Consider the following 17,237-nt stretch of genomic DNA (forward strand, 5'->3'; position numbering starts at 1 on the left):
GTTCACTCGATGGAAGGCGCGCCACGCTCGGGCTGTCCAATCAATCTGACGTTGGAAGTACTCGGCGATCGTTGGAGCCTGATCGTCATTCGAGACGTCATGTTCGGCAACCGGCGCCACTATCGCGAGTTGCTGAACCAATCCGAGGAAGGCATTGCCTCCAACATCCTGGCGGACCGCCTCAAGCGCCTGCTCGAGGCCGGCCTGCTGTCGAAGCGTGACGATCCCACGCACCGGCAGAAGGCGATCTACAGCCTCACCGAGCCCGCCATTCAGCTCGTACCGCTGCTCGCCCAGATGGCCGCCTGGGGCGTGCGGCATACGCCCGCTTCCGAGGAGTTGTCGATCCGTGCTCGACTGCTGGAGCAGGGCGGCCCGGCCTTGTGGGAAGCCTTCATGGAGGAGCTCCGGGCGGTGCATCTCGGCGCGCCGGTGCCTCAGCGCTCGGTCCTCGCCGAACTCCAGGCCGCGTTCGAGGCGGTCCTCGCCCAGAAGACCGGCGCGCGGCTGGGAGGCCCACGCGAACCCACGCCGGCCATCAGGAGGGCCAGGGGCGGTGCTGACGGCTCCGCCCCAGGTCCTCTCATTAAACGGAGAACTGCTCGCTGATCTCTTCTCCGTCCTCGTTCTCCTCGACGTACTCCAGCTGGCTGCTCAGCTTTTGTTGCTGGCACAGTTGCTTGAGCTGCTTCAGGGAGGCCTGGGCCTCCTTGAGGGTTCCCGCCAGGGTGCCTTCCAGCAGGAACTCCGGCAGCTCCGAGTTGTTGTAGCAGAAGAGCTCCCAGGGGCCGTTCTCGTACCTGATTTCGGCGCCCTGGAGCCGCTGGCGGACGTTCAGCTTGTCCTGCTTCAGCCAGGCGGCCAGCACGCGTGAGACGACCTCGGGGTCTGCGGAGCCAATGACGCCGGTAATGACGATCCTGTTCATGGTTGATTATCCTCAGGCCTTCACGGACATGCTCGGGGAGATGTCGAACTTGCCTCCCTCGAGCACGACGGAGATGGATTCGATCTTCTGGCCCGTCGGGTCCTTGGGCGATACGGGTTCCTTGTAGTTCGCACTCAATGTCTTCGCCAGCTTGCTCAGTTCCTTGTTGCTGGACGACGACGAGTGCATGATGCCCGTGTTGACGGCGTTCGCGAAGGTCCTCGCCCTGGAGTTGTACCCCGGGTTGTTCATGATGTCGTGGGCGAGTGATTGCATCTCCTCGAAGGACTTGTCCTTCAAGGAGATGGGCTGGCCGTTCTGCGTGATCTTGTTGTCGTAGTTCTTCGTCAACAAACCGGCGAATTGCTCCTTGTTCGCCATGACCGCGACATCGATGTCTCCGGCATTGGGCGTGCGCAGCGACGAACCCTGGATCTTCACGTTGCCGCTCGGGAATTTATGCTGGTTCAAGGTCGAGATCAGGTCCTTGCTGAAATTGTCGAACTGCGCCTTGTCATGGAAGAGATGAGGATAGCCGCGCTTCATCACCTGGGCGTGCTCCTTCATCTGCGCCTGCATCTCGTTCGCGTCGATGCGCTTGGCCTCGCGGGAGCCCGCGTAGATCATGTTCGTGACGTCCTGGGGCGGGATGCCCAGTTCGTGGCCGAGGCTCGTGAGCTGACTCAGTTCCTGATCGTTGTACTTGAGTTGGAACTTGTCCGGCTGCTCGCCGATCTTCTGTTTCGCGGCGTCGACGATCTGCTGATGGGCAGGTGACTTGGACGCACCCGACGTGGATGACGCGGCCGCCGTGGTCGTCGTCGGTGACGAAGGTGCCGACTTGGACTTGCCATAGAACCCCGTCGTGACCTTCGTCTGGGCCTCGCCGGGCTTGATCGGGGGGCCCTTGGGTTGGAGCGTCGGCCCGGAGCTCTTGGTGGCCTGACTGAAGCTGGAAGGCGGCGGGCTGGGGGCGCGCGGGGTGCTCGGAGGGCTCTGGGTGGAGGTCAGCTCGGGAGCCGACTGGCTCCGCTGCAACGGCGTGGACTCGGTGGTCCGGGAGCTCGGGAGTGACCGGGGCGTCGAGGGAGGGGTATTGACCTTCATGGAAAGACTCCTTGCCAGCTCGTGGGCGCGGACCGCGCGTCGCCCTCATCCTTGTCGAGTTTAATGGTCTGGCATCCCGTGTTCAAGGCGTATGCCAGCTCGCGTTCCACTCGGGAAGGCTGCTCATCCCCGGTACTTCACGGTCATGCTCGGGGAGATGTCGAACTTGCCTCCCTCGAGCACGAGGGAGATGGATTCGACCTTCTGGCCCGTCGGGTCCTTGGGCGATACGGGTTCCTTGTAGTTCGCACTCAGGGTCTTCGCCAGGTCCCTCAATTCCTTGTTGCTGGACGACGACGAGTGCATGATGCCCGTGAGGATGGCGTTCGCGAAGGTCTTCGCCTTGGAGTTGTATCCCGGGGTGCTCATGATGTCCTTGGCGAGGTCCTTCATGTACCTGAAATCCTTGCCCTCCAGGGAGATCTTCTGGCCGTTGAACGTCATCTTCTTGTCGTAATTCCTCATCAACGCCGCGGCGAATTGCTCCTTGTTCGCCATGACCGCGATATCGATGTCTCCGGCATTGGGCGTGCGCAGCGACGAGCCCTGGATCTCCACATTGCGGTGGGGAAAGCCCGCATCCCGCACGCCCCGGATCAGGTCATTGCTGAACTGGCGGAACTGCGCCTTGTCATGGAAGAGATGAGGATAGCCGCGCTCCATCACATGGGCGTGTTCCGTCATCTGCGCCTGCAATTCGCGGGCGCTGATGCGCTTGTCATTGCGGGAGCCCACGTAGATGAGGTTCTCGACGTCCCGAGGCGGGATGCCCAGCTTGTGGCCGTGGCTGGTGAGCTGGCTCAATTCCTGCTCGTTGTACTCGAGGCGGAACTTGTGCGGCTGTTCGCTGATCTTTAGAGACGCGTTGTTGACGATCTGCTCGTGATAGGGCGACGGCTGGGCCCTGCCATAGAATGATGCCGCCTGCGGGCCGGCCGTGTGGACGTGGTGCGGTTGCCTGGGGTGGAGCGTGGGCCCGGTGTTGTGGGTGGGGCGACTGAAGGTCGAAGGCGGCTCGTTGTGGGCACCCGAGGCGGTGCTCGAGTCGTTCGGGGCCGCGGGATGCCTCGTCCGTTGAGATGAACCGCCCCGCTGAACCGGATCGGACTGCCCGTTCCGAGTGCTCTGGTGCGCGGGGTGCTTGGGGGAGGGGCGTTTGACATCCATCGGAAGTCTCCTTGTCGGATCTCGGGCGCGGACTTCTCACCGCTCCCTACCTTTTTGAACCTTAATGTCCAGGCTTTCCAAGCTCAAGGCGTACCCCTGTCCTCTCACCGCGCGAGAAAGCCGCACCGGACGCCCGGTGCTCGCCGCCGCGAAGCCACGGCCTCGTGCGCCCGCGGGGCCAGCGGCCCATCGACTCCGGGGTGTCATATGCAACTCGGTTGCACATGCAGATGAGTGGCGATAAAAGGAGCGCCACCATGCACAGAGGCCATCGGACCAGGAAGAAGGAAGACCCGCGCGCGCACGTGGCGGACGGGGAGGGCGGGCCATGAGGGACGGACGCCTGCCCGTCACGGTGCTCTCGGGCTTCCTGGGAGCGGGGAAGACGACGCTGCTCAACCACGTGCTCAACAACCGGGAGGGCCGCCGCGTCGCCGTCATCGTCAACGACATGAGCGAGGTGAACATCGACGCCCGGCTGGTGAAGGGCGGGGCCTCGCTGTCGCGCGTGGACGAGAAGCTGGTGGAGATGAGCAACGGCTGCATCTGCTGCACGCTGCGCGAGGATCTGCTGGTGGAGGTGGGCCGGCTCGCGCGAGAGGGCCGCTTCGATCACCTGCTCATCGAGTCCACCGGCATCTCCGAGCCCATGCCGGTGGCGGAGACGTTCACCTTCGCGGACGAGCAGGGCCGCTGCCTGGGGGACGTGGCCCGGTTGGACACCCTGGTGACGGTGGTGGACGCCTTCAACTTCCTGAAGGACTGGGAAGACACCGAGGAGCTGCGGGCGCGGGGGCTCGCCGCGGGCGAGGAGGACGAGCGCACGGTGGTGGACCTGCTGGTGGAGCAGGTGGAGTTCGCGGACGTGCTGGTGCTCAACAAGACGGACCTGGTGTCGCCCGAGCAGGTGGGGGTGTTGGAGTCCATCCTGCGTCAGCTCAATCCGGGCGCGCGGCTCGTGCGGGCCCAGCAGGGCCGGGTCTCCCTGTCCGACGTGCTGGAGACGGGGCTCTTCGACCTGGAGAAGGCCCAGCGCGCCCCCGGCTGGCTGCGGACGCTGCGCGGCGAGGCCGTTCCCGAGACGGAGGCGTATGGCATCGAGAGCTTCGTCTTCCGCGCCCACCGTCCCTTCCACCCCGGGCGGCTGTGGGAGTTCATCCACGGGAGCTGGAAGGGTCTGCTGCGCTCCAAGGGCTTCTTCTGGCTGGCCACGCGCATGGAGGTGACGGGCGTATGGGCCCAGGCGGGAGGGGCCTGCTCCTTCGAACCCGCGGGGCTGTGGTGGGACGCCGTGCCCCGGGAGGAGTGGCCCGAGGAGCCCGAGGTGCGCGCCGAGCTCGAGCAGCACATGCGGGCGCCCTGGGGCGACCGGCGCCAGGAGCTCGTCTTCATCACCCGCCAGGTGGATCAGACGCTGCTGCGCGGGGCGCTGGAGGAGTGCCTGCTCACCGACGAGGAGCTCGCCCTGGGCCCGACGGCCTGGAGCCAGCTCGAGGATCCCTTCCCGCCCTGGGTGATGGTGGGCGAGGGCGAGGATGAACCGTCCGCCGACGAGGCGGCCTGAGCCGCTGAAAGGAGCCGTCATGCCGCTGGTCGCACGCCGCCGTGCGCGGCCGCTCAGGGCGAGGACAGCTCGGCCATCACGAGCGGAGCGGCCTCCTCGAAGGCCCGCTGCACCGCGTCCAGCAGGGCGCCGGCCTCGTCCAGCCGCTGCTCCCGGGCGTGCGTCTCCAACGCCAGGCAGCAGTGCCGCAGCCGGGGCAGGGCATACACGGCGCTGCTGCCCGCGAGCCCGTGCGCCTCGCTCACCAGTACCGCCGTGTTGCCCGCGGCGAGCGCCTCGCGCATGCGCGTGAGCTGGGGCGGGATGCTCTCGAGGTAGCGTTGGAACATCCCCCGCAACATCTCACCCGCGTCTTCCTGTCCCAGCTCGCGCAAGCGCGAGATCTGCTCCACATCGAGCACCGAGGGAGTGTCGTCCATGGGGCCCAGTCTACACGGCGGGCCGCTGGCAGCCCCCCAACATCTCCAGGAGCGCTTTTTCCGCCCCGTGCAGCCCGGGCTTGTCGTGCTGGGCCAGCTCCTCCACCGACTCGAAGTAGCGCTCCACCACGTGCCCCTTCTCGAACATGGCCAGCACCGAGGGGTAGATGTACGAGGCGCGGGCCACCGCCGGGGTATTGCCCAGGTGCTCGGAGGCCTCCTTCACCGCCGCCACCATGGACTTCTTCACTCCCCGTGCGCCCGCATCCCGGGCCACCCGCTCCTTGGCCCGCGCCAGCGCGCAGGCGCAGATGAGCGTGCCCGCCCAGGTGCGGAAGTCCTTCGCGCTGTAGCGCTCGCCCATCACCTCGCGGATGTACTCGTTGATGTGGCGCCGCCGCACGTCCACCACCGCGCCGTCGTCCAGCACGAACTTGAAGAGATCCCTCCCCGGCACCTTCATGCACTCGCGCACCACCCGCGCCACCTGGCGATCCTTCAGCTCGCGGTGCTGGTGCTGGCCGCTCTTGCCCGGGAAGTCGAAGATGATCGTGTCGCCCTTGAGCTTCACGTGCCGGGCGCGCAGCGTGGCCAGCCCGTAGCTGTTGTTCTCCTCGGCGTACTGCTGGCTGCCGGGCCGGATGAAGCACGTGCCCAATATCCGCAACAGGCACGCCATCACCCGATCCCGCCCCAGTCCCCGCTTGCGCAGGTCCTGTGACACGCGCCGCCGCAGCTTCGGCAGCGCCCGGGCGAAGTCCACGATGCGCTCGAACTTGCGCGCCTCCTGCCGCCGGGTGAAGGACTCGTGGTAGCGGTACTGCCACCGGCCCGCGCTGTCCTTGCCCATGGCCTGCAGCCGCGCCGTCCCCGAGGGGCTGATGTGCACGTCCTTCCATGCCGGAGGCAGCTTCAGCGCCTCGATGCGCTCGACTTCCTTCGCGGGCACGCGCTTGCCGTCCGCCGTCCGGTAATGGAATCCTCGCTGGGGCGTGCCCACCCGGTGGATTCCCACCTGCTGCAATCGCTCGATGTGCGTCATGTCCGCGTCACGGCTCCCCGGTCACGTGCCGTGCACGCGGCCTCCTTTATGGCTGTGCAGCCGGTAGCGTCGCGTCAATGCACCCCTCCTTCCCTCGGCAGGAGGGCGGGCAGGCGGAAAATCGACCCGGGGGGTGTTCGTGGGGCTCGTGTCCTGGAATAAACTCCCGCTACCTCTTTCATCACTGGATGAGATGACCGACTTCCTGGCCGCCATCCTGGCCTTCCCCACCGTCCTGTTCACCATCCCCCTGGGCGTGGTGGTCGGCTACTGGCTGACCGTCATCGTGGGCGCCGTGGGCGTCGACGTGTTGGACGGGCATATGGGCGGTGCCCTCGAGGGAGGAGCCAAGGGAGCGATGGAGGGCGGAGCGAAGGCGGCCCTGGAGGGCCACGCCCATGGCTCCTTCCTGGATGTGCTCGGGTTCGGTGGGGTGCCGACCACGGTGTCGGTGAGCTTCGTCGTCTTCCTCTCCTGGCTGCTGTCGCTGGCCGTGGGCCGTCCGCTCCAGGCGCTGCTCGGCGCGCTTCCGGGGGTGCTCGTCACGGGGGGCCTGGCCACGCTGTGCCTCGGGGTGGGGGTGGTGCTCGCGGGGCTCGCCGTGCGGCCCCTGCGTCCGCTCTTCGCCGTGCAGCAGGCCCCGCGCCGCGCGGAGTTGATGGGCCGGGTGTGCGTCGTCGCCAGTGGCCGGGTGGATGGCCGCTTCGGCCACGCCACCGTCGAGGATGGCGGGGCCGGCCTCATCCTCAACATCGTGTGTGACAAGACGAATGAACTCAAACGCGGGGAGAAGGCACTCATCCTCGCCTATGACGCCACCCGGGACGCCTACGAGGTGGAGCCCGTGGACTGGCTGCTGCCCCAGGAAATCGAGCACCTGAAGGATCCGCTCACCGCCTCGGCCATGGCCCGGGACAAGGTCCGCACCCGGTAGTCCGCCCGTTCTTTTCTTTCTTTCTTCGTACCGCGCCGGAGTCGTTTCAGGGGGAGCCGGCCGCGTCTTCCAGAAGTCCCCCGGTCTACTTCGTTCGGGAAAAGCACCGACATGGAACTGCCAATCGTCGCCTCCGGAATCGCGGGAGGACTCTTCTTCCTCTTCTGCTCCGCGTTCGTCGTCTCCAGGTTCTACCGGCAGGTGGACCAGGGCCGCGCGCTCATCATCAACCCCTTCAAGGGCGAGCCCGTCGTCACCTTCACCGGTTCCATCGTGTGGCCCATCATCAACCGGGCCGAGGTGATGGACATCTCCCTGAAGACGGTGGAGATCGACCGCCGCGGCAAGGAGGGCCTCATCTGCAAGGACAACATCCGCGCGGACATCAAGGTCACCTTCTTCGTCCGGGTGAACAAGACGCGCGAGGACGTGCTCAAGGTGGCCCAGTCCATCGGCTGCGCGCGCGCCAGTGACGAGCAGACGCTCGAGCACCTCTTCGAGGCCAAGTTCTCCGAGGCCCTCAAGACGGTGGGCAAGAGCTTCGACTTCGAGGAGCTCTACACGCACCGCGAGGCCATCAAGGATCAGGTCGTCCACGTCATCGGCAAGGATCTGAGCGGCTACATGCTCGAGGACTGCGCCATCGACTTCCTCGAGCAGACGCCCGTGGACATGCTCGACAAGCACAACATCCTCGACGCCCAGGGCATCCGGAAGATCACCGAGCTGACCAGCGTGCAGAACGTCCACACCAACGAGTTCCGCCAGAGCGAGCGCATGGCCATCACCAAGCGCAACGTGGAGGCCGACGAGGCCATCTTCGCCCTGGAGCGCCAGCGCACCGAGGCCGCCGCCAAGCAGAAGCGCGAGATCGAGTCCATCCAGGCGCGTGAGACGGCCGAGGCCGAGCGCGTGAAGAGCGAGGAGTACGCCAAGCAGCAGCTCGCGCGCATCAAGGCCGAGGAAGAAGTCCAGATCAACGATCAGAACAAGCAGCGCCAGGTGGAAGTGGCCCAGAAGAACCGCGAGCGCGTGGTGGGCGTGGAGGCCGAGCGCGTGGAGAAGGACCGCGCCCTGGAGGCCATCAACCGCGAGCGCGAGGTGGAGCTGTCGCGCATCGGCAAGGAGAAGCAGCTCGAGGCGGAGAAGAAGGCCATCGCCGACGTGGTGCGCGCGCGCATCGCCGTGGAGAAGACGGTGGCCGAGGAAGAGGAGCGCATCAAGGACCTGCGCGTGAAGGCCGAGGCCACGCGCAAGAAGGACGCGCTGCTCATCACCGCCGAGGCCCAGGCCCAGGAGAAGCTCGTCAAGGACATCAAGGCCGCCGAGGCCAGCAACGAGGTGTCCAAGTTCACCGCCAAGGAGAAGCTCACCCTGGCCGAGGCCGAGCTGCAGGCCTCGGATTTGACGGCCAAGGCGAAGATGCGCCTGTCCGAGGGCATCCAGGCCGAGGAGGCCGCGCTGGGGCTCGCCGCCGCGCGCGTGAAGGAGGCGGACGCGCTCGCCCAGGAGAAGCAGGGCCTGGCCGCGGTGCGCGTGAAGGAGGCGGAGACGGCCGTCATCGAGAAGCAGGGCCTGGTGCAGGCGTCCGTCATCGAGAAGCAGGGCCTGGCCGAGGCCAACATCGCCCGCGAGAAGCTCGTCGCCGAGGCGGCGGGTGAGAAGGAGAAGGGACTGGCGCGCGCGAGCATCGGCGAGGCCGAGGCCCATGCCATCCAGAAGCGCGGCGAGGCCGAGGCGATCGCCACCCGCGAGAAGCTGCTCGCCGAGGCGAAGGCCATCGAGGAGAAGCTGCTCGCCGAGGCGCGCGGCCTCGCCGAGAAGGCCGAGTCCATGAAGCTGCTCCAGGGCGCCACGCGCGAGCACGAGGAGTTCCGCCTGCGCCTGCAGAAGGAGCGCGACGTGGAGCTCGCCTCCATCCACGTGCGCAAGGACATCGCCGAGCACCAGGCCAAGGTGCTCGCCGAGACGATGGGCCATGCGAAGATCAACATCGTCGGTGGCGACGGTCAGTTCTTCGAGCGCTTCATCAAGGCCATCTCCGTGGGCCAGTCCGTGGACGGCGCGCTCGATCAGAGCGAGACGCTCAAGCAGGCCTTCGCCGGCTACCTCAACGGCCAGAAGGATCTGTCCGCCGACTTGAAGGACATCCTCTCCAAGCCGGGCCTCACCAGCGACGCGCAGAACCTGGCCATGGCCGCGCTGCTGCACCGCATGGCGCCCGCGCCCACCGCCGCCGCCGCCTCCAACCTCAAGTCGCTCGTCGAGTCCGAGCCCGCGCCCCGGGCCTCCGCTCCCGAGCGGACCCAGGGCTGAGACGAGGCCCGCCTCATCCGAGCATGACCTGGCGCCGCGCCCCCCGTGTTCCCGGGGCGCGGCGTCCGCGGTTCGACGCACCCTTCCTCCGCTTTTCCCGGTGAACTGACGATGGCAACACAAAGCCCCACCCCCGCTGGCGAGGCCACGCTGGAGGGCGGCAGCTACGAGGTCATCCGCGCGCGCCTGCTCACCCAGGCGGAGACGCTTGGCACCCAGGCCTCGGATCTCAACGAGCGGCGCAAGAAGCTCTTCGGTGGCACCGAGCTCACCGTCATCGGCAACGAGCGCGTGCGCACCGAGAACAACTGCGTGGCGCGCGACATCGTCGGCGTCGGCAAGTACCTGCTCTTCGGCTACAACGTCTTCATCGGCCTGAAGAAGGGCACGTCCGTGGCGGACGTCTTCTCGCTGCACAAGTTCGAGAAGACCGCCGAGGGCTTCGACTTCTCCGAGGTGCCCCCCACCGAGGCCGGCGGCTTCCTGGTGGATCCGCGCTTCGTCAAGGACTTCGGCGAGCTCTACAAGTACTACAAGGACGCGCGGCTCATCCAACTGCGCCGCAACGAGTCGCGGCTCCTGGCCATCTTCCAGACGGGCCAGTCCGAGCGCGACATCAAGGTCTTCCGCTTCTCGCTCGACGTGGAGGGCAACGCCACCTACCTGGACAACCAGGGCGATCGCGACCACGTCTTCCCCCCGGCCCATGACTTCGAATGGACGGTGGCCACGCGGGACAACTACGTGTTCGGCCAGCACCCCCACGTCAACGTCCTGGATCAGGTGTTCGTGGAGACGGTGAAGGGCGATCTCACCATCAAGGTGGAGAACAACACCGCGGACGGGCAGGGCATCTACCGCGAGCCCGTGGACGATCCGGACCAGTCGCTGGACGACGCCGAGTTCGCCTACGCGAAGGTGGGGGGCCTCATCCTCCTGCGCGTGCTGCCCTTCCGCGAGCAGAAGCACCGCTACCTCGTCTTCAACACCCGCACCCAGCACGTGGTGCGCATCGACGCCGTGGGCCAGGCGTGTGTCCGCCTTCCCGAGGACCAGGGCATCGTCTTCCCCGGCGGCTACTACCTCCAGACGGGCGACTACAAGGTCTTCGAGGGCATTGGCGAGGGCCTGCGCTTCAAGCGCGCCATCCGCTCGCCCAACGGCGAGGACGTGCTCTACGTCTTCTTCCGCGGCGATGACGGCTCCTACGTGCTCTTCCCGTACAACCTCGTGCGCAAGGAGGTGCAGAACCCGTTGCAGTGCCACGGCTTCAGCCTCTTCGCGGACGGGCGCATGGTCGTCTTCCGCGCGACGACCAACGAGCCCACGCGCGTGCACCCCATGCAGGTGTGGCAGACGCCCTTCGTCTCCGCCGAGCACGCCGCGAAGACGCCGCCCGCGCCCGGCTACCTCGGCAAGGTGGGCAACGCGGAGCTCGTGCGCGGCATCTCCGATGCGCTGACGCTCGTGCGGCTCGCCCGCTCGGACAAGCCCTCGCGCCGCACCTACGAGGACCTGGCCGCCGCCGCCTCGCGCATGCTCGATGCCTTCTACTGGCTCGGGCACGAGGAGACGCGGCTCAAGGAGGGGAGTGAGTCCCTGCGCCGCACCTCCGAGCTCATCATCGACGAGTTCGAGAAGGTGCTCGCCCTGCGCAAGCGCGCCGAGGACGCCATCGCCGAGGCCCTCGCGGCCCAGGAGCAGATGCTGCTGCGCGTGCGCCCCGAGGAGCTGCAGAACGCCGAGGGCTTCATGAAGGCGCTGTCGGACCTGCGCAAGCAGCGCGGCCACCTCATCACCCTCAAGGAGGTGCGCTACATCGACGTGGCCCGGCTGGAGACACTCGAGCAGCAGGTCATCTCCGAGACGGACCGGGTCAGCGCCGACGCCGTGGGCTTCCTCCAGGGCGACGAGGCGCTGCGGCCCCTCGCCACGCGCCTGGATGATCTGCTGGCCCGGCTGGAGCCCGTGCGCACCACGATGGAGCTGGCCCCGCTCGGCGAGGACATCGAGCAGGTGGGCAAGGGACTGGAGGTGCTCAGCGAGACGGTGGGCGGGCTCCAGGTGGGAGATCCGCTCGCGCGCGCGCGCATCCTGGAGGGCATCTCCGAGCTGTTCAGCCGCCTCAACCGCGTGCGCGCGGGCCTAGGCGCCAGGCGCAAGGAGCTGGTGGGCCGCGAGAAGCGGGCCGAGTTCGGCGCCCAGTTCAAGCTGCTCGGCCAGGCGGTGGAGAGCGCGCTGAGCGTGGCGGACTCGCCGGAGAAGTGCGACGAGGGCCTCTCGCGCCTCACCGTGCAACTGGAGGAGATGGAAGGGCGCTTCGGCGAGTTCGACGAGTTCCTCGGCCAGCTCACCCAGAAGCGCGAGGAATTGCTGGAGGCCTTCGGGCAGAAGAAGCAGGCCCTGGTGGACGAGCGCCAGCGCCGCGCGCAGAACCTCTTCGGCGCCGCCGAGCGCATCCTCGTCGGCGTCAACCGCCGGGCGAAGTCCTTCAAGGCCGAGGACGAGCTCAACGCCTACTTCGCCTCGGACTCCATGGTGCTCAAGCTGCGGCAGCTCGCCCAGCAGCTCCTGGAGTTGCAGGACAGCGTGCGCGCGGACGAGGTGCTCAGCCGCGTGAAGACGGCGCGCCAGGACGCCCTGCGCGCGCTGCGCGACCGCAATGACTTGTACGAGGAGGGCTCGGGCGCTCCCGTCATCAAGTTCGGCAAGCACCGCTTCAACGTCAATACCCAGACGTTGGACCTGACGCTGGTGCCGCGTGACGGCGCGCTCTACCTGCAACTGACGGGCACGGACTATGCCCAGAAGCTGGAGGATCCCGAGCTGGCGAAGTACCGCGAGCTGTGGGAGCAGCACCTCGTGTCCGAGACGCCCGAGGTGTACCGCGCCGAGTACCTCGCCGCGCAGGTGTTGCTGGACGCGGAGGAGGGCAGGGGAGGCGTGAGCCTCGCGGCGCTGCGGCAGGCGGCGCTGGATCCGGGAGAGCTGCTGGAGAAGGTGCGCGCGTACTCGGCGGACAAGTACGACGAGGGCTACGAGCGGGGCATCCACGACGCGGACGCGGTGGCCATCCTCGAGAAGCTGCTGCCCATGTACACGGGCGCGGGGCTGTTGCGCTTCGCCCCCACGCCGCGCGCCTGGGCCGCCCTGTACTGGGCCCTGGGCGGGGAGAACGAGGAGAAGGCGCTCCTGCATCGCCGGGCGCGCAGCCTGCATCGCCTGCGCGTGGCCTTCGGCGAGGGCGCGGAATTGCTGGTGCTCGGCGATGAGGCCGGCGAGCGCATCGGCGCCTTCCTCACGGCGGTGGGCGTGACGCCCGGCCCGTCGGAGGCGCGGCTCGCCGGGCGCTACCTCGTGGAGGAGCTGGGCGGGGAGCGGCCCCGCTTCACCACCAGTGGCGAGGCGGTGGCCGTCAAGGACGCGTTGCTCTCGCACCTGGATCGCGCGGGCACGCGCTCGGCGTTCGAGGATGACCTGCGCGGGCTGGAGAAGAGCCTCCCCGAGCGGCTGCGCGTGGTGCGCGCCTGGGTGGATGCGTACCTCGCGCGGCGCGAGGGCGGACCGGGCACGGCGGCCCACGTGGCGGTGGAGGCCGCGGTGCTGTTGCTCACCGATCGCAAGCTGGACCGGGAGGTGGCCGGGGCCCTCACCTCCGCCGAGGTGACGGGACTGCTCGGCCAGCACCCGCGCGTGCACGAGCGCAAGCTGGCGCTGCGGCTGGATGAGTTCCTCGCCCGCCTGAGCGCCTTCCGCCAGGTGCGCGTGCCGGCGTACCACTCCTACCGGGGGCTCCTGCGCGACCTGTTGGAGCGTGAGCGCCGCCGTCTGCGCCTGGACGAGTTCACCCCCAAGGTGCTCAGCTCCTTCGTGCGCAACCGGCTCATCGACGAGGTGTACCTGCCGCTCATCGGCGCCAACCTCGCCAAGCAGCTCGGCGCGGCGGGGGAGAACAAGCGCACGGATCGCATGGGCATGCTGCTGCTCATGTCGCCTCCGGGCTACGGCAAGACGACGCTGATGGAGTACGTGGCCAGCCGCCTCGGGCTCACCTTCGTGAAGGTGAATGGCCCGGCGCTCGGGCACTCGGTGAAGTCGTTGGATCCGGCCGAGGCCCCCAACGCCACGGCCCGCCAGGAGGTGGAGCGCATCAACCTGTCCTTCGAGATGGGCAACAACGTGATGCTCTACCTCGACGACATCCAGCACACGGATCCCGAGTTCCTCCAGAAGTTCATCTCCCTGTGCGACGGCCAGCGCCGCGTGGAGGGCGTGTGGAATGGCCAGACGCGCACCTATGACCTGCGCGGCAAGAAGTTCTGCGTGGTGATGGCGGGCAATCCCTATACGGAGACGGGCGATCGCTTCCGCATCCCAGACATGCTCGCCAACCGCGCGGACACCTACAACCTGGGTGACATCCTCGATGGCAAGCAGGATCTGTTCGCGCTGAGCTACATCGAGAACGCGCTCACCTCCAACGCGGCCCTGGCGCCGCTGGCCACGCGGGATCCGGCGGACATCCACAAGCTCATCCGCATGGCCCGGGGCGAGGATGTGCCCACGGGCGAGCTGTCCTATGGCTATGCCGCCGCGGAGTTGCAGGAGATCGTCGCCATCTTCCAGCGGCTCTTCCGCGTGCAGAAGGTGATGCTCGAGGTGAACCTGCAATACATCGCCTCGGCGGCGCAGGACGAGCGCTTCCGCACCGAGCCTCCCTTCAAGTTGCAGGGCTCCTACCGCAACATGGGCAAGGTCACCGAGAAGGTGGTGGCCGCCATGACGGACGAGGAGCTGGAGCGGCTCCTCGACGATCACTACCAGGGCGAATCGCAGACGCTCACCACCGCGGCCGAGCAGAACCTGCTCAAGCTGCGCGAGCTGCGCGGGCGGCTGTCGCCGGAGCAGGCGGCGCGCTGGGAGGAGATCAAGCAGGGCTTCGCGCGCGTCAAGCGCATGGGCGGCAAGGAGGATGATCCGGTGGCGCGCGTGACGGGTCAGCTCGGCGCCATCGAGGAGCAGCTCGGCTCGGTGCGCGACGCGGTGGTGCGCGCGGCCGAGAGCACACGTGGCGCCTCGGGAGTCAACCCCGTGGCGGAGATGGCGCCGCGGCTGGAGGCCCTGCGCGAGGCGATGCTGGAGCTGGTGCGCAAGGAGTCTCCCGCGCCCGTGGTGCAGGTGCCCCCGGGGACGGATCTCACCCCCTATCTGCAACACCTGGCCAAGGTCCTCCGGGCGCTCGCCGAGCGCTCCGTGGCACCCGCGCCGGCGGTGGACCTGGGTCCGGTCATGGAACAGCTGACACTGGCGGTGAAGACCATGGCGGAGCGCCCGGTGCCCGCGGCGGTGATTTCCCCACCGGCACAGGCCCTGCATCGCGCGGCTGTGAACTCCGTGACATCTCTGTCACCGGACTTGGGGCGGCAGCTCTCCCTGGTGGAGAATGCCCTGGCGCCCCTGGAACGCGTTGCCAAGCGGACACTGCAGAGTGGTGAGGACAGCCTCAAGGCGATGCAAGTCTGGCAAGCCGTTACCGAGGCACTGGAATTGCTTCAGTCCCTCCAGCGCCCCATGAGCTGACGCACCCCCGTGAGCAAACACTCCCATGAGACGGGTGGGAGTCTGGCGTACTCTCGAAGAGTGGGTATTGTTAGAATTGTTCGGAAACCTTGAAAGTTAATTGAACTTATGGGAATATTGACGCGTCCGGCCATTGTTGGGCCGGGCCGCCCACTGTTTCCATCCCTCAGGTTACCGCCCGTTCTATGCCTTTCAGTGGAATCAAATCTCGTGGACGTTTTGGTTACTTCACGCTGGCCCTGTTGCTGGCGGGGGTCGCTGGTGGAGTCAACGCCATCGGCTTCTTCGCCTTCGGGGTTCGCATCAGTCACATGACGGGTAATGTGTCCTGGTTCGGTGAGTCGTTCGCCGCTGGACGGTTGGACAACGCCATCGGCGCCGGACAGCTCGTCATGGCCTTCATCCTGGGAGCCATCGCCTCGGAGGCGCTGCTGGAGACGTCGCGCCATCGCGCCCGGGGGCAGTACATTCCCGCGCTCGCCGTGGAAATCACCACGCTCGGCTTCGTGGCGTTCTGGGGCCATCATCGCCCGGAGACCCACGAGGCGCTGCTCACGCACGGCCTGGCCTTCAGCATGGGCTTGCAGAACGCCCTCACCACGCGCGTGTCCGGCGCGGTGGTGCGCCCCACGCACCTGACCGGTGTGCTCACGGATCTGGGCATCCAGATCGTGCGCATGGCGGTGTGGGTGCTGGACGGAGGCCGGAAGGAAGGGGCCCGTGGCTTCCTGCTTCGCCTGTTCGAGCTGCCCGTCGCCCCTCAATTCGAGCGGGCCCGGCTCCAGCTCGGCCTCGCCGTGGCCTTCATCCTGGGAAGCTTCATCGGCTCGTTCCTGTTCCTCACCTTCGGCACCATCGTCCTGCTCCTGCCGTGTGTGGGATTGTTGGCGGTGATCGCCATTGATCTCAGTATCATGGCGACCCAGTCGCCTCCCGTAGCCAGTACCTGAGTCCCGCGTGGCCCGATGATCTCGGACAGGGGCCCGCTCCCTGCCCCCGTCCGAGTCATCGAGGTTCGCGCATGTCGTCCCCCGCCGCTTCCGGCTTCGATCCCTCGTCCGTGGACGTCGAGGCCTTCCTGCGTGACGTGCGCGCGCTGCGCGCGGAGATCGACGCCAGCGTGGGCGAGGAGGATCTCACCCACCTGCGGCGCATCGAGCGCTGGGGCCGGACGGCCACGGCGGTGGGGCTGGCCACGTGCTGGCTTGGGCCCAATCCCCTGAGCGCGGTGGCGCTGAGCCTCGGCCGCTCCACGCGCTGGCTGCTCATGCACCACGTGGGCCACCGCGGCTATGACCGTGTGCCGGGCACTCCCGTGGAGCGCACCAGCAAGGGCTTCGCCAAGGGCGCGCGCCGCTTCGTCGACTGGTTCGACTGGATGCTGCCCGAGGCCTGGGTCTTCGAGCACAACGTGCTCCACCACTCGCACACCGGCGAGGACGCGGATCCGGATCTGCTCGAGCGCAACGCCGAGGGCTCCCTGCGCCGGAGCGACATCCCACTCGCGCTGCGCTACACGCAGCTCGCGCTGCTCGCCATCACCTGGCGGGCGAGCTACTACGCCCCGGAGACGCTCGCCTCGCTGCGGCGCAAGCGCCGGCCGGACGGTCCGCTCACGCGCGAGGAGTGGCGGGAGGTGCTGCGCTCGGGCTACGCGCCCTATGCCGCGTGGAACTTCGTCGTGCTGCCCGCGCTCTTCCTGCCCCTGGGGGCCTGGGCGGGCCTGAGCGCCCTGGGCAACTCGCTCATGGCCGAGGTGCTCACCAACCTGCACACCTTCCTCGTCGTGGGGCCCAACCACACCGGCGAGGATCTCTACCGCTTCGACTCGGCCCCGGAGGGGCGTGGGGAGCGCTACCTGCAGCAGGTGCTCGGCAGCGCCAACTACCGCACGGGGGGAGATCTCAACGACTACCTCCACCTGTGGCTCAACTATCAGATCGAGCACCACATCTTCCCGGACCTGTCCATGCTCCAGTACCAGCGGGTGCAGCCCAAGGTGCGCGCGCTGTGCGAGCGCCATGGCATCCCCTACGTGCAGGAGAGCGTCTGGACGCGGGCGCGCAAGATGGTGGACGTGGTGGTGGGCAAGAGCTCCATGCGGCGGCTCGCGAGCCTGGGCCGGAGCAAGGGTGGGGCGGAGGAACCGCTTCCCGACGTGGCGTGATAGGGTGCGCGCC

General features: G+C 67.6%; 12 protein-coding genes. 7 read left to right on the top strand and 5 right to left on the bottom strand.

From position 1 onward, the window contains the following. The first annotated feature begins 9 nt into the window (after window positions 1–9). The gene (locus F0U63_RS22520; RefSeq protein ID WP_395847966.1) at window positions 10–609 is read left to right on the top strand and encodes a winged helix-turn-helix transcriptional regulator; all 600 of its coding nucleotides are present in this window, start codon (window positions 10–12) and stop codon (window positions 607–609) included. Here the strand turns inward: F0U63_RS22520 and F0U63_RS22525 are convergent. The 3 genes from F0U63_RS22525 to F0U63_RS22535 all read right to left on the bottom strand — a co-directional run bounded on the left by F0U63_RS22525 (window position 587) and on the right by F0U63_RS22535 (window position 3,202). Continuing rightward, entirely contained in the window at window positions 587–928 is a 342-nt protein-coding gene (locus F0U63_RS22525) for a hypothetical protein (protein WP_395847967.1), read from the bottom strand. The two genes, F0U63_RS22520 and F0U63_RS22525, sit on opposite strands and share 23 nt — an antisense overlap. A gap of 12 nt (window positions 929–940) precedes the next feature. Further along, window positions 941–2,035 carry a hypothetical protein gene (locus F0U63_RS22530; RefSeq protein WP_395847968.1) on the bottom strand — a complete coding sequence of 365 codons (1,095 nt, stop codon included), beginning with the start codon at window positions 2,033–2,035 and terminating at the stop codon, window positions 941–943. 123 nt (window positions 2,036–2,158) lie between these two features. Next, the gene (locus F0U63_RS22535; protein WP_395847969.1) at window positions 2,159–3,202 is read right to left on the bottom strand and encodes a hypothetical protein; all 1,044 of its coding nucleotides are present in this window, start codon (window positions 3,200–3,202) and stop codon (window positions 2,159–2,161) included. A 328-nt stretch (window positions 3,203–3,530) separates the two neighbouring features. Here F0U63_RS22535 and zigA point away from each other — a divergent pair, with 328 nt between their 5' ends. Next, the gene (gene zigA / locus F0U63_RS22540; RefSeq protein ID WP_395847970.1) at window positions 3,531–4,766 is read left to right on the top strand and encodes a zinc metallochaperone GTPase ZigA; all 1,236 of its coding nucleotides are present in this window, start codon (window positions 3,531–3,533) and stop codon (window positions 4,764–4,766) included. Between the two features lie 53 nt (window positions 4,767–4,819). Here zigA and F0U63_RS22545 read toward each other — a convergent pair whose 3' ends face one another. Next, window positions 4,820–5,185 (bottom strand): Hpt domain-containing protein, encoded by a 366-nt coding sequence (locus F0U63_RS22545; protein ID WP_395847971.1) that lies wholly within the window; start codon window positions 5,183–5,185, stop codon window positions 4,820–4,822. A 10-nt stretch (window positions 5,186–5,195) separates the two neighbouring features. After that, window positions 5,196–6,227 carry a DNA topoisomerase IB gene (locus F0U63_RS22550; RefSeq protein WP_395847972.1) on the bottom strand — a complete coding sequence of 344 codons (1,032 nt, stop codon included), beginning with the start codon at window positions 6,225–6,227 and terminating at the stop codon, window positions 5,196–5,198. A gap of 193 nt (window positions 6,228–6,420) precedes the next feature. On the opposite strand from F0U63_RS22550, the gene F0U63_RS22555 reads away from it, so the two are divergent. The 5 genes from F0U63_RS22555 (at window position 6,421) to F0U63_RS22575 (ending at window position 17,224) form a co-directional block, all read left to right on the top strand. Next, window positions 6,421–7,161 (top strand): hypothetical protein, encoded by a 741-nt coding sequence (locus tag F0U63_RS22555; protein ID WP_395847973.1) that lies wholly within the window; start codon window positions 6,421–6,423, stop codon window positions 7,159–7,161. A gap of 111 nt (window positions 7,162–7,272) precedes the next feature. Beyond that, entirely contained in the window at window positions 7,273–9,477 is a 2,205-nt protein-coding gene (locus F0U63_RS22560; protein WP_395847974.1) for a hypothetical protein, read from the top strand. A gap of 111 nt (window positions 9,478–9,588) precedes the next feature. Next, window positions 9,589–15,057 (top strand): DNA repair ATPase, encoded by a 5,469-nt coding sequence (locus F0U63_RS22565; protein ID WP_395847975.1) that lies wholly within the window; start codon window positions 9,589–9,591, stop codon window positions 15,055–15,057. A 185-nt stretch (window positions 15,058–15,242) separates the two neighbouring features. Further along, window positions 15,243–16,007, top strand: a complete 765-nt coding sequence (locus tag F0U63_RS22570) for a YoaK family protein (protein ID WP_395847976.1) — start codon at window positions 15,243–15,245, stop codon at window positions 16,005–16,007. 71 nt (window positions 16,008–16,078) lie between these two features. After that, on the top strand, window positions 16,079–17,224 hold the full coding sequence (locus F0U63_RS22575; RefSeq protein ID WP_395847977.1) for a fatty acid desaturase family protein: 1,146 nt from the start codon (window positions 16,079–16,081) through the stop codon (window positions 17,222–17,224). Window positions 17,225–17,237: the final 13 nt, after the last annotated feature.

Source organism: Cystobacter fuscus, assembly GCF_044360685.1.
GTDB lineage: Bacteria > Myxococcota > Myxococcia > Myxococcales > Myxococcaceae > Cystobacter > Cystobacter fuscus_C.